The organism is Dermacoccus sp. Ellin185 (genome assembly GCF_000152185.1).
GTDB lineage: Bacteria > Actinomycetota > Actinomycetes > Actinomycetales > Dermatophilaceae > Dermacoccus > Dermacoccus nishinomiyaensis.
In genome coordinates this window covers 1-11970 of the sequence record NZ_AEIQ01000045.1, presented here as the reverse complement: position 1 = coordinate 11970, position 11970 = coordinate 1, and the positions used below count along the sequence as shown (strand labels likewise).

14 protein-coding genes and 1 pseudogene are annotated in these 11970 nt (G+C 70.2%); 2 read left to right on the top strand and 13 right to left on the bottom strand.

Annotation, left to right across the window (positions count from 1 at the left end; all coding sequences use genetic code 11):
• Positions 1 to 5 precede the first annotated feature (5 nt).
• The 4 genes from HMPREF0321_RS03310 to HMPREF0321_RS03295 are packed head-to-tail and all read right to left on the bottom strand — an operon-like array spanning position 6 to position 1866.
• Entirely contained in the window at positions 6 to 662 is a 657-nt protein-coding gene (locus HMPREF0321_RS03310) for a histidine phosphatase family protein (RefSeq protein ID WP_006944190.1), read from the bottom strand.
• Positions 659 to 1033, bottom strand: a complete 375-nt coding sequence (rsfS, locus tag HMPREF0321_RS03305; protein WP_006944260.1) for a ribosome silencing factor — start codon at positions 1031 to 1033, stop codon at positions 659 to 661. The genes HMPREF0321_RS03310 and rsfS overlap by 4 nt, the downstream gene beginning before the upstream one ends.
• Positions 1034 to 1621, bottom strand: coding sequence for a nicotinate-nucleotide adenylyltransferase (gene nadD, locus HMPREF0321_RS03300; RefSeq protein ID WP_006944269.1), 588 nt, complete (start codon positions 1619 to 1621; stop codon positions 1034 to 1036).
• A 17-nt stretch (positions 1622 to 1638) separates the two neighbouring features.
• On the bottom strand, positions 1639 to 1866 hold the full coding sequence (locus tag HMPREF0321_RS03295; RefSeq protein WP_006944208.1) for a hypothetical protein: 228 nt from the start codon (positions 1864 to 1866) through the stop codon (positions 1639 to 1641).
• A 106-nt stretch (positions 1867 to 1972) separates the two neighbouring features.
• Between HMPREF0321_RS03295 and HMPREF0321_RS03290 the strand changes: the two genes are divergently transcribed.
• A complete protein-coding gene (locus HMPREF0321_RS03290) occupies positions 1973 to 3055 on the top strand; it encodes a glycosyltransferase family 2 protein (protein ID WP_006944291.1) in 1083 nt (360 codons plus the stop codon).
• A gap of 93 nt (positions 3056 to 3148) precedes the next feature.
• Here the strand turns inward: HMPREF0321_RS03290 and HMPREF0321_RS03285 are convergent, their stop codons facing one another.
• From HMPREF0321_RS03285 to rplU, 9 genes and pseudogenes are all read right to left on the bottom strand, one after another.
• Positions 3149 to 4420, bottom strand: coding sequence for a glutamate-5-semialdehyde dehydrogenase (locus HMPREF0321_RS03285; RefSeq protein ID WP_040014386.1), 1272 nt, complete (start codon positions 4418 to 4420; stop codon positions 3149 to 3151).
• A complete protein-coding gene (locus tag HMPREF0321_RS03280; protein WP_006944169.1) occupies positions 4404 to 5063 on the bottom strand; it encodes a NifU family protein in 660 nt (219 codons plus the stop codon). Before HMPREF0321_RS03280 ends, HMPREF0321_RS03285 begins: the two co-directional genes overlap by 17 nt.
• Positions 5060 to 6589: a ferrous iron transport protein B gene (gene feoB / locus HMPREF0321_RS03275; protein ID WP_254653962.1), complete on the bottom strand. Its 1530-nt coding sequence runs from the start codon at positions 6587 to 6589 to the stop codon at positions 5060 to 5062. The genes HMPREF0321_RS03280 and feoB overlap by 4 nt, the downstream gene beginning before the upstream one ends.
• Before the next feature lie 88 nt (positions 6590 to 6677).
• Positions 6678 to 6977 (bottom strand): annotated as a pseudogene (locus tag HMPREF0321_RS16945) (FeoB small GTPase domain-containing protein); the annotation flags it as partial.
• Positions 6974 to 7210 (bottom strand): FeoA family protein, encoded by a 237-nt coding sequence (locus tag HMPREF0321_RS03270; protein WP_175282459.1) that lies wholly within the window; start codon positions 7208 to 7210, stop codon positions 6974 to 6976. The pseudogene HMPREF0321_RS16945 and the gene HMPREF0321_RS03270, both read right to left, overlap by 4 nt.
• Positions 7211 to 7298: 88 nt before the next feature.
• A complete protein-coding gene (proB, locus tag HMPREF0321_RS03265) occupies positions 7299 to 8540 on the bottom strand; it encodes a glutamate 5-kinase (protein WP_006944298.1) in 1242 nt (413 codons plus the stop codon).
• 36 nt (positions 8541 to 8576) lie between these two features.
• The gene (obgE, locus tag HMPREF0321_RS03260) at positions 8577 to 10103 is read right to left on the bottom strand and encodes a GTPase ObgE (RefSeq protein WP_006944300.1); all 1527 of its coding nucleotides are present in this window, start codon (positions 10101 to 10103) and stop codon (positions 8577 to 8579) included.
• A 195-nt stretch (positions 10104 to 10298) separates the two neighbouring features.
• Complete coding sequence (gene rpmA, locus HMPREF0321_RS03255) at positions 10299 to 10565, bottom strand: 50S ribosomal protein L27 (RefSeq protein ID WP_006944241.1); 267 nt, start codon at positions 10563 to 10565, stop codon at positions 10299 to 10301.
• Positions 10566 to 10614: 49 nt separating this feature from the next.
• Entirely contained in the window at positions 10615 to 10920 is a 306-nt protein-coding gene (gene rplU / locus HMPREF0321_RS03250; RefSeq protein WP_006944318.1) for a 50S ribosomal protein L21, read from the bottom strand.
• 351 nt (positions 10921 to 11271) lie between these two features.
• Here rplU and HMPREF0321_RS03245 point away from each other — a divergent pair.
• A partial coding sequence (locus tag HMPREF0321_RS03245) for a hypothetical protein (RefSeq protein ID WP_006944314.1) occupies positions 11272 to 11970 on the top strand: 699 nt, incomplete at its 3' end.

Genomic DNA, 11970 nt, shown 5'->3' with positions numbered 1-11970 from the left:
CAGGCTCACTCCCCCGCGTTCCAGCGTTCGATGGCCCAACCACCATCGCGACGCTCGACGAGCGTCACCCAGTGGCAGTTGTCGATGCTCCGGAACGACGTGCGCACGGTCTGCGGCGTCAGCCCCGCCAACGCACCCGCCACCCCGCGGATGACGGCGCCGTGCGTCACGACGAGCACACTCTCCCCCGGGGTTGCCGACGACACGGCATCACGCACGCCCGCCTCGACGCGTGCCGTCGCCTCGGCGAGCGTCTCGCCGCCGTCACCGCGCCGGACGTCGTCGCCACGCGCGATCGCGGCCGACGCGTCGGGCCAGCTCGCAGCGACCTCGGCGTGCGTCAGACCGGCCCACGCACCCATGTCGATCTCGACGAGCCGAGCGTCCTCGGTGCGCACGAGCGGCCGACCGGCCAGGTCGAATGCACCCTTGAGCACGGACGTGGTCTGCGCCGCGCGCCGCGCCGGCGACGTCACGAGGCGCGTGATCGAACCGTCGCGCACGAGCAGCGCCGCGGCACGCTCGGCCTGGCGGAGCCCCACGTCGTCGATCGGCACGTCCAGGCGGCCCTGCCAGCGCCCCTGCTCGTTCCACGCCGTGCGCCCATGACGCAAGAGAATGACCCGCCGCAGCGGGTCATTCTCGGGGGACGTCGGCGTCACGCGTCGGCGGGCTCGTCGAGCTCGAGTTCGATGACGGGGCAGTCCTGCCACAGGCGCTCGAGGTCGTAGAACTCGCGGTCCTCCTCGTGGAAGGCCTGCAGGACGATGTCACCGAAGTCGATGAGCACCCAACGCCCGGAGGCGCGGCCCTCACGTCGCTGAGGCTTCGCGCCGAGCGGCAGCAGCGCCTCCTCGACGGCGTCGACGATGGCGTTGACCTGACGCTCGCTCTCCGCGGAGGCGATCACGAACGTGTCGGTGATGGCGAGCTGATCACTCACGTCGATCGCGGTGATCGACGTGGCGAGCTTGTCCGCGGCGGCCTGGGCGGCAGCTCGCGTCAGCTCGAGGGAACGGTCTGTTGCGGACACTCAGTCCTCCTGGAGGGAGCCCGCTCGGGGCCCATAAAGCTGGTACTTGTGGATGTACTGCACGACGCCGTCGGGCACGAGGTACCACACGGGTTTGCTCGCACGCACCCGGTCACGGCAGTCGGTCGAGCTGATCGCCATGGCCGGGATCTCGAGCAGGGTGACGCGATCGTGCGGCAGCCCCGCGTCACTGAGCTCGTGCCCGGGGCGCGTGACGCCGATGAAGTGCGCCAGCTCCCACAGCTCGTCGACGCCCTTCCACGACAGGATCTGCGCGAGCGCGTCGGCCCCTGTGATGAAGAACAACTCCGAATCGGGACGCAGCCGCTTGAGGTCCGTCAACGTGTCGCGCGTATACGTCGGGCCCTGACGGTCGACGTCGACGCGGCTCACGCTGAAGCGCGGGTTAGACGCCGTCGCGATGACCGTCATGAGATAACGGTGCTCGGCCGGCGCGACATCTCGTCCGGCCTTCTGCCACGGCTGACCCGTGGGCACGAAGATCACCTCGTCGAGGTCGAGGAGGCTTTGAACCTCACTCGCCGCGACGAGGTGACCGTGGTGAATGGGGTCGAACGTGCCGCCCATGACCCCGATTCGTGATGTCAGTGGTTCACACCCTGGTTCTGACCCCCACCTCGCACACCGGCGGGGCCGTGGCCCTTGGGGGCACCGTAGCGGGCCGCGGTGTTGCGGAAGGCCCACAGCAGCGCGAACAACAGGCCGAAGATGCACAGGGCCATCAGACCAAAGGCCCACGGCGGCATGGCGATGTGGTTCTCCTCGAGCTCCGGAACATCCACAGCGGCGACAAGCGAAACGAACGACGTCATGAAAGCAAGGATACTGCCTCAGCACAGCCCGATGACAGCGACCCTTCCTAACGTCTCGATCGACACGGTGCCACCGCGCACGAGCCGATCCGCCGAGAAGGTAGCCATGACCTCCCACCCCAGCCTCGACACCCTCCCCAACGGCGCACCCCACCTGTCCGTCGTCGTCCCGATGTACGACGAGCAAGAGGTCCTGCCCCTGTTCGCCGAACGCCTGCGCCCCGTCCTCGACGGGCTCGAGGTGCCGTACGAGGTCGTGTGCGTCGACGACGGATCCCGCGACGCGACCGCGTCGCTCCTGCACGCGATGCGTCGGACGTGGCCGCAGGTGCGTCTCATCCAGCTGCGCGCGAACTCCGGGCACCAGGCGGCGATCAGCGCGGGCCTCGCCCGAGCCCGGGGACGCTGGATGGTGACGATCGACGCCGATCTGCAGGATCCACCCGAGGTGATCGCCCAGATGCTCGAGGTGGCCGAGCGAGAACACGTCGACGTCGTCTACGGCGTGCGCACCGACCGCAGCACCGACACCGCCTTCAAGCGCGTCACCGCCGAGGCGTTCTACGCACTCATGCATCGCCTCGGCGCGCGTGGGGCAATGAACGCCGGCGACTTCCGACTCATGTCGCGCACGACCGTCGACGCCGTCCTCGCGCTGCCGGAGACCAACCGGGTGCTGCGCCTCGTCGTGCCGGCCCTGGGCTTTCCGTCGGCCGACGTCGGCTACCGCCGCGACGAGCGGGCCGCCGGCGAGTCGAAGTACCCGTTGAGCAAGATGATCAGGCTGACGCTCGACTCCGTCACGGGCGTCTCCAGCGCTCCGCTGCGCCTCGCGACGTGGTTCGGTCTCGCCGGCTTCGTCCTCGCCTTCGCGGTGGCCGCATTCGCCGTCGTCTCGAAGCTGACGGGTCACTCGATCACCGGATGGGCGTCCACGATCGTCGTCGTCAGCGGCTTCGGCGCGATGCAGCTGCTGTGCCTCGGCGTGCTCGGCGAGTACGTGGGCCGCCTGTTCCAAACGGCCCAGGCGCGCCCGACCCGCTACGTCGCCTACGACTCGTTCGAGGCCGGGGGCCAGGGCACGGGCGATGATGCTCGCTACGGCGTCGAGACACAGAGTGGTTCCCGCGCAGGCGGAGCACACCCCGTCGCCGAACCCGGGTTCGAGGTGCTCGCCCAGGCGTCATGACACGCCGGGCGCCGTGCCGCGACGAACGCGCTTCAGGCGCCGAGCGTCACCCCGAAACGTCGGGACCGTCGTCAGGATGCGGCGCGAGTGACGTCAGCGGATCTGGCCGTCGCCGTCGACGATCCACTTCGTCGTCGTCAGCTCCGCGAGCGCCATCGGGCCGCGTGCGTGCAGCTTCTGCGTCGAGATGCCGATCTCGGCGCCGAAGCCGAACTCGCCGCCGTCGGTGAAACGCGTCGAGGCGTTGATCATGACGACGGCCGAGTCGACCTGCGCGGCGAACGTGCGCGCTGCCGCGCGGTCCTCGGTGACGATGCAGTCGGTGTGATGCGTCGAGTAGCCATCGATGTGGGCGATCGCCCCCTCGAGGCTGTCCACGACACCGACCGACATCTCGAGGCCGTGGAACTCGGTGCCCCACGCCTCATCCGTGACGGGCTGGGTCGCGACGCCACCGGCGAGGGCAGCGGCGCGTTCGTCGGCGTGCAGGACGACACCGCGCTGGGCGAGCTCGGTGAGCACGCGGGGCAGAAACGTCTCGGCGACGTCGGCGTGCACGAGCAGGCTCTCGGCCGCGTTGCACACGCTCGGCCGGTGCGTCTTGGAGTTCACGGTGATGTCGAGCGCCATGTCGAGATCCGCCGCGCGATCGACGTAGACATGGACGTTGCCCGTGCCCGTCTCGATGACCGGCACGCTCGAACCGGTGACGACCGCCTCGATGAGCGCGGCCCCACCGCGCGGGATGACGAGATCGACGAGACCGCGCGCGGTGATGAGCGCCGTCACGTCGTCGTGGCCGCCGTCGAGCAACTGCACCGCATCGGCGGGGAGTCCCTGCTGTTCGTACGAGGCGCGCAGTGCCTCGACGATCGCGGCGTTCGTCGCCGCGGCGGCCGAGCCGCCGCGCAGGATCATCGCGTTGCCGCTCTTCAATCCGAGCCCCGCTGCGTCGACGGTGACGTTGGGGCGCGCCTCGTAGATCATGCCGACGACCCCCATCGGCACGCGCACCTGCTTGATCTGCAAGCCGTTGGCGAGAGTGTTGCCGCGCGTCACCTCGCCGACGGGGTCGGGCAGCGCCGCGACGTCGCGCAGCGCCTGCGCGACCTGGGTGACGCGTTCGGGCGTCATCCGCAGCCGATCCTGCAGGCTCTCGCTCATGCCGCCCGCAGCGCCCCGCGCCAGGTCCTCCTCGTTCGCCGCGACGATCGTCGCGGACGCGGCCTCGACGGCGTCGGCGAGCGTCAGCAGCGCGGTATCCTTCTCGGCGCGCGAGAGCAGCGCGAGGCGTTTCGACGCGGCGCGCGCCGCGCGACCGGCGGTCTCGATGCGGTGACGGGTTTCTTCAGCGACGTCGCTCATGCGCCCACTGTAGGAGCGCACGCCCGCCTCGCTCCAGTCCGCCCGAGCGCTTCTTCACGGTGTGGGCACGCACCTCGCGCACCCCGCCGACCCGCGCGCGCAGCTCGTCCTCGATGCGCCGGTGCAGCGTCATCGCCGCCGCGGGGCAGCCGTCGCACGCGCCCGTGAGGCTGACGGTGACGACGCCGCGCTCGACGCCGAGCAGCGTGATGTCGCCGCCGTGCGAGTGCGCCACTTGCTCGGCGACGTCCGCGACGACCACTCGGGCCTGCTCGGCGATCTCGGTGTCGTCGGCAGCGCCCTCGTCGAGCTCGCCCACGGCGTCCCCGTCGGCGTTGCTCGAGGCATCGCTCGGCTCGACGCCGCCGGGCTCACGCGCAACGAATCGGCTCGACGCGTCAGCAAGCACGTCGCTCAGCGCGTCGCGCACGGCTGCTCCGTCACTCGCCCATGTGTGCGGCGCGCTCAGCATGACGACGAGCGCGCCCGGTTCGCTGACCACGTCGCCGACGCCCGCGCGCGTCAGCGCCTCGGGCCACGCCGCGAGCGCTCCGAGCGGGACGTCGCACCGCGCTCCGGAGAAGCGCCACCGCACGACGTCTGGATCGGGTGTTGCCTCCGGGTGCAGGGCGAGGTCGCTCATGTGAGCGCGAGCACGATGTGGCGAGCGAAGAACGCCATGCCCCATGCGAGGACGAACATGTACGCCCACGCGATCGCCGGCCAGCGCCACGTGTTCGTCTCGCGACGCATGATCGCGATGGTCGAGACGCACTGCAGGGCGTAGACGAAGAACACGAGCAGCGCGACGACCGTCGCCGTCGTGAAGACGAGCTGCCCGGCGTGCGGGCCGTCGCTGAACGTCATCTTCATGAGCGCCGCGCGCGGGTCCTCGGGGTCGGTCGCGCTCGCCACCTGCCCGAGCGTCGCGACGAAGACCTCGCGCGCACTCGTCGCGCCGAGCAGCCCGACGCAGATGTGCCAGTCGAACCCGAGCGGCGCGAAGATCGGCTCGATGAACCGCCCGATCGAGGCGGCATACGAGTGGTCGATGACGTACGCGGCCTTCTCGGTGTCGCCCATCCCGGCGGTCTCGGCGCCGCGGGCCGGGAAGTTGAGCAGCACCCACAGCGCGACCGTCGTCGTCAGGATGATGCCGCCGGCCTTGCGCAGGAACATACGCACCGAGTGCCACATCGTCGTCACGACGTTGCGGATCGACGGGAAGCGGTACGGCGGCATCTCCATGTAGAACGGCAGCGACGCATCGCGCAGCGCCGTCGCCTTGAACACGGCGACCGCGACGAGGGCCGACAGCCCGCCGAGCACGTACAACCCGAAGAGCACGAGGCCCTGCGCGTTGAACGGCCCGTACCGCTGCCCCGGTTCGACGAGCAGCGACGTCAGCAACACGTAGACAGGCAGGCGCGCCGAGCACGTCATGAGCGGCGCAGTGATGATCGTCGCGATGCGGTTGCGTGACGACGGGATGGTGCGCGTCGCCATGATGCCTGGCACCGCGCATGCGAACGAGCTGAGCATCGCGACGAACGCGCGGCCCTCCAGCCCCGTGGCGGCCATGATCCGGTCCATGAGGAACGCCGCGCGCGACAAGTACCCGACGTTCTCGAGCAGTGACAGGACGAGGAACAGCAGCATGATCTGCGGCACGAAGACGAGCGTCGCGCCGACACCACCGATGATGCCGTTGCCGACGAGTGAGGCGAGCGTGTCGTTCGGGATGTGTTGCGCCTGGGCGCCGAGCCACGCGAACCCCTGCTCGACGAGATCCTGCAGCGGCGCGGCGACGGTGAAGATGGCCTGGAAGAACAGGAACATCGTCGCGAAGAACACGGCGAGACCGGCGACCGGGTGCAGCAGCACCGCGTCGATGCGCCGCGAGCGCGTGTCCTGCCCGGCGGGCATGTACTCGGCGGCCGCGAGCACCGAACGCGACCATGGCGCGAGCTGCGCATCCTGCGTCGGCGGGCTGACGACGGGCCGCGTCCAGGCGGGGACGTCGGCGAGCAGGGCGCGGATGTCGTCGACCCCCGCGCCCGTCGCCGCCATGACGGCCCGCACCGGCATGCCGAGGGCCCGCTCGAGGGCTGCGACGTCGAGGTGGCCGCCGCGCGCGTGCAGTTCGTCGATCATCGTGAGGGCCAGCATCGTCGGCTTGCCCAACGCGATCGCGCGCGAGGAAGGGCAGCGAGCGTCGCAACGTCGTGGCGTCGGCGACGACGATGAGCGCGTCGGGTGCCGGCACGCCGTCGAGTCGGCCGGCGAGGGCATCGACGACGACCTGCTCGTCGGGGCTCACGGCCTCGAGGCTGTAGGTGCCCGGCAGGTCCTCGAGGACGAGGTTCGTCCCGCCTGCGCGCACGTCTCCGAACGAACGCGACACCGTCACGCCCGGGTAGTTGCCCGTCTTCGCGCGCAGACCGGTGAGTCGGTTGAAGAGGCTTGACTTGCCGGCGTTCGGCGCGCCCAGCAGCGCGACGCGGGTGCTCGTCGCGGCGTCCGCTGTCGCGACGTCATCGGGGGCGTGGCAGCTCACAGGACGTCGACGCGGATGGCACCCGCGTCACGCCGACGCAGGCAGAGTTCGTAGTCGCAGACACGGAAGACCATCGGATCGCCCATCGGCGCACGGCGCACGACCTCGATCTGTTCACCCTCGCGGAAGCCGAGCTCGCGCAGGCGACACAGGACGGCGTCGGCGCACCGGGACGCATCGAATCCGACGACGGTGGCGTGGGAGCCGGGCCGCAGCAGGTCGAGAGTCGTCATGGGCCTCACCTTCGGAGCACTCGCATCGTCGCGGGACGCGGCGATCATAGGCAAGGCTCACTTTACTCCCCCGGGCCGAACAAGTGGCTCAGGGCAGCAGCACCAGATGATCGCGGTGGACGAGGCTGCGCTCGAAAGCCGGGCCGATGGCGTCGCTCAGATCGCGAGTCGTGCGCCCCATGGCACGGTGCACGTCGGCGACGTCGTAGTTGACGAGCCCGCGCGCGAACACGTGGCCGTGACGGTCGGCGAGGTCGACGGCGTCGCCTGCGAGGAATCGCCCCTGCGCCTCGATGACACCCGCGTGAAGCAGCGAGCGCCCCTTCGTCCGCACGGCCTCGACTGCGCCATCGTCGAGCACGAGGCGCCCGGCCGGGTGCGTCGCGTGCGCGAGCCACAGGCGTCGCGCGCTGCGACGACGACCTGTCGGCGCAAATGCCGTGCCCACCTGCTCGCCGAGCAGCGCGTGGCGCGCGTTCGGCATCGACGTCAGCATCGTCGGGATGTCGGCTGCGGTCGCGATGCGCGCCGCGTCGACCTTCGTCCGCATGCCCCCGGTGCCGACACCGGATCCGGTGCCGCCGATCTCGACGTCATCCATCGCGGCGACGTCCGCGACGAACGGGATCCGCGAGGTGCCCTCGCGGCTCGGCGGACCGTCATAGAGGGCGTCGACGTCCGAGAGCAGGATGAGCGCGTCGGCGTCGACGAGGTGTGCGACGAGCGCCGCGAGCCGGTCGTTGTCACCGAAGCGGATCTCCTGCGTCGCGACCGTGTCGTTCTCGTTGATGACGGGCACCGCGCCGAACTCGAGCAGCGTCTGCAGCGTCGAGCGGCCGTTGAGGTACGTGGCGCGGCGGGTGACGTCCTCCGTCGTCAGCAGCACCTGCCCCATCGTCAGCCCGAGACCCTGGAACAGCAGCGAGTACGCGGACATGAGCTGTCCCTGCCCGACGGCTGCTGCGGCCTGCGCCTGCGGCAGCTCCGTCGGGCGCGTCGGCATGCTGAGCTGGCCCATCCCCGCAGAGATGGCTCCGGAGGAGACGAGCAGCACCTCCTTGCCCGCGTGCCGACGCTCGGCCAGCACCCCGACGAGCTCCGTCAGCGCCTCGTGGTTGATGCCGCCGCTCGTGTGGGTGATCGAACTCGACCCCACCTTGACGACGACGCGCTTGGCTTCGCGGACCTGCGCGCGCACCGCGTCGCCGTCGACGGCAGGGGTCGTCGGGGGCGTCTGCGGGGCGTGCTCGGCATGATCGTGCTCGTCGCGCACGTCAGCCGCACGCGTGGCGTGCTCGTCGGGCATAGTCGTCGTGGCGTCTGCGTTCATCGGGCGACTCCTTGCTGCACCGACGCGCGGGGCGCGTCACTCCTCGGTGCGGTAGCTCTCGTGCTCGGTCCAGACTCCGGCCTGACGTTCGGCCGCGAGCTCTTCGCGCGCCAGACGCTGACCGTCCTTGCGGTTGTGGAACTCGTCGCGCTTCTCGGCGCGCGACGGACGCGACGCCTCCTCGAGGCGTAGGTCGGTGCCGCGGGCGCCGAGCAGTTCGGCGCCGGCCTGCAGGGTGGGCTCCCAGTCGAAGACGACAGCGTTGTCGCCGGGACCGATGAGGACGGTCGAGCCGGGCACCGCGCCCGCCTTGAACAACTCCTCCTCGATACCGAGTCGGTTGAGACGATCGGCGAGGTAGCCGACGGCCTCGTCGTTGCTGAAGTCGGTCTGGCGCACCCAGCGCGTCGGGCGATCCCCGACGATACGGAACAGCGTGCCGTGCGTGCCACCCTCCTTCACGATGCGGAACCCGGCGTCGTCCATGGCCTTCGGACGCACGATGACGCGCGCCGGCACGGCCGACTCGACCTCCTGACGCGCCTGCTCGACGTGCTTGGCGAGCGCGAACGTCAGCTCCTTGAGGCCCTGGTGCGCAACGGCGGAGACGATGAACACCTCGAGGCCGCGTGCTTCGAGGTCGGGCTTGACCATCTCGGCGAGTTCGCGGGCGTCCGGCACGTCGGCCTTGTTGAGCACGACGATGCGGGTGCGCTCGGAAAGGGGCTTGCCGCCGAGGGATTCGTCGGCGACGTACTCGCTCAGTTCGTGCTCGATCGTGTCGAGGTCGCTCATCGGGTCACGGCCCGGCTCGAGCGTCGCGCAGTCGATGACGTGGACGAGAACCGAGCAGCGCTCGACGTGACGCAGGAACTCCAGGCCGAGGCCCTTGCCCTGGCTCGCGCCGGGGATGAGACCGGGCACGTCGGCGATCGTGAAACGCTGCGAACCGGCCGTCACGACACCGAGATTGGGCACGAGCGTCGTGAACGGGTAGTCGGCGATCTTCGGCTTCGCGGCGCTGACGACGGAAACGAGCGAGCTCTTGCCGGCGCTCGGGAAACCGATGAGGGCGACGTCGGCGAGCGTCTTCAGCTCGAGCACGATGTCGTTGCTCTCCCCCGGCTCGCCGAGCAGCGCGAAACCGGGCGCCTTGCGCCGCTGGCTCGCGAGGGCCTTGTTGCCGAGGCCGCCGCGGCCACCGGCGGCCGCGACGTAACGGCTGCCGAAACCGACGAGGTCGGCGAGGATCGTGCCGTCGCGATCCTTGACGACGGTGCCCTCCGGCACGGGCAGGACGAGGTCGTCGCCGTCGGCGCCGTTGCGTTCGTCACCGGCACCCGGCTTGCCGTTCTGCGCGCTGCGGTGCGGGCTCTTGTGGTACTCGAGCAGCGTCGTCACCTGCGGGTCGACCTCGAGGACGACGTCACCGCCGTGCCCGCCGTTGCCGCCGTCCGGGCCACCGAGCGGCTTGAACTTCTCACGATGCACGGAGGCGACGCCGTGCCCGCCGTTGCCGGCCGTCACGTTGAGGACGACGCGGTCGACGAAGTTGATTGCCATGGTGATTCCTTTCGGCGCGCGCGAGGCGCGTGGCGCGGCCGGGCCCGTGAGGCCCGTGGTGCCGCCGTGATGCGGTGCCGCGTCGATGCGTCACCACGTTGATTCTATGAGCGTTCCGAGACGCGCGTGAGGGGGTGAGCCGCGACGCGCGGGCTCACCCCCTCACACGGGGTGATCAGATGATCGCGTGAGCGATCAGGCCGTGATCTCCGGCTCGACGACGATGTCGACGACCTTGCGGCCCTTGCGCTCGCCGAACTTGACGGCGCCCGGGGCGAGGGCGAAAAGCGTGTCGTCACCGCCACGGCCGACGTTCTCGCCGGGGTGGAAGTGCGTGCCGCGCTGGCGGACGATGATCTCGCCCGTGCCGACGACCTGGCCGCCGAAGCGCTTCACGCCGAGTCGCTGTGCATTGGAGTCACGACCGTTGCGGGTCGAGGATGCACCCTTCTTGTGTGCCATGTCAGAGCCTCTTTCGAAATCTGTGGAAGATCAGGGGTGAGCGCGGGGCTCAGCCGATCTTGGTGACCTTGATCTGCGTCAGCGGCTGACGGTGGCCCTGGCGCTTGCGGTAACCCGTCTTGTTCTTGTACTTCATGATGGTGATCTTCGGGCCCTTGGCGGCCTTGACGACCTCGGCGGCCACCTTGACACCGGCCAGCTTGTCGGCCTCGACCGTGATGTCGGCACCGTCGACGAGCATGAGCGGCTTCAGCTCGATGCTCTCGCCCGGCTGCGCCGAGACCTTGTCGATGAGGAGGACATCGCCGACGGAGACCTTCTCCTGGCGACCACCCGCGCGAACAATCGCGTACACGTTGGACTCTCTTTCGTCATGGCACGCTCGCTCTGTCTGACCGGCCGATAGCTACCCCAGTATCGCCGCGCACACGCACGAGGCGCAGGCTGGCGGTGACGGGACATCGGGCGCGGTGGGCGCACCAAACGTAAAGAATACCTGGCGGCGGGTGCGGGGCCCAAATCGTCCTGATGGCCCGCCGGCTGTCGGCTGTCGGCTGTCGGCGCGGCTTCCCTCATCACGGCGTTTGAGGTCTGAAACTCCGCCATGCGGGACTGCAGTCCTCACGACGACGGTTGGGGGCCAAAACTCCGCCATGCGGAGTTTCGGCCCCCAAGATCATCGGGGACGACGTGGTGCGCGCCCCGCGTGATCGATCAGTCGTCGCTCGGCGCCTTCGGCGCGGGTGCCCCGGCGGGCGAGCTGACGCGAGCGCGCTTCTTGCGCGCCGGAGCCTTCTGCTCGCCAGCAGCAGCCGACGCCGCGTCAGACGTGCTGCTCGCCGTAGCCGTGTTGTGGGCCGTGGCCGTGTCGTTCGCGGTGGTCGTGTCGCCCGTCGTGGTCGAACCCGTCGAGTTCGACGCCGAGCCGGCCTCCCCTGCGACCTTCGTCAACGGGGCCGACGACGACGCCGGCGCGCTGAGGTCGACCGGCTGCAGAGTGACGGGCGCACCCGCGCTCGAACCGGCGCGGCGACGGGGACGCTTCGTCGGCGCCGGCGTCGTGCCGGCCGACGAGGTGACGACTGCCGATGACGTGGCGTCCGCCGGAGCATCCGACGTCGATGCGGCACCCTGCGTCGGGCCGTCGGTCGATGCCGTGTCCGTGCTGGAGCTCGCCAGTGCCGCCGAAGTCGACGGCGTAGCTGAGGTCGACGTGCCCGACTCAGATGCCTCGGACGGTGCGGTCGATGCCGACGCCGCCGGCACCGTCATGACGCTCGCCTCACCGGCTCGTGCGGGCGCACCCGTCGACGTCGCCGCGCGACGCGAACCGCGACGACGCGCCGTCGGGGCCTGCGCCGTCGACGCCGTCGCAGTGGCAGCGCTGCCCGCGTCGGCAGGAGCC

Coding starts and splice junctions, on each gene's coding strand:
- HMPREF0321_RS03280 (WP_006944169.1), bottom strand. CDS start 5,063: ATGAGCGACCTCGCCCTGCACCCGGAGGCAACACCCGATCCAGACGTC.
- HMPREF0321_RS03285 (WP_040014386.1), bottom strand. CDS start 4,420: ATGAGCGACGTCGCTGAAGAAACCCGTCACCGCATCGAGACCGCCGGT.
- HMPREF0321_RS03290 (WP_006944291.1), top strand. CDS start 1,973: ATGACCTCCCACCCCAGCCTCGACACCCTCCCCAACGGCGCACCCCAC.
- rpmA (WP_006944241.1), bottom strand. CDS start 10,565: ATGGCACACAAGAAGGGTGCATCCTCGACCCGCAACGGTCGTGACTCC.
- nadD (WP_006944269.1), bottom strand. CDS start 1,621: ATGGGCGGCACGTTCGACCCCATTCACCACGGTCACCTCGTCGCGGCG.
- feoB (WP_254653962.1), bottom strand. CDS start 6,589: ATGCTGGCCCTCACGATGATCGACGAACTGCACGCGCGCGGCGGCCAC.
- obgE (WP_006944300.1), bottom strand. CDS start 10,103: ATGGCAATCAACTTCGTCGACCGCGTCGTCCTCAACGTGACGGCCGGC.
- proB (WP_006944298.1), bottom strand. CDS start 8,540: ATGAACGCAGACGCCACGACGACTATGCCCGACGAGCACGCCACGCGT.
- HMPREF0321_RS03295 (WP_006944208.1), bottom strand. CDS start 1,866: ATGACGTCGTTCGTTTCGCTTGTCGCCGCTGTGGATGTTCCGGAGCTC.
- HMPREF0321_RS03270 (WP_175282459.1), bottom strand. CDS start 7,210: ATGACGACTCTCGACCTGCTGCGGCCCGGCTCCCACGCCACCGTCGTC.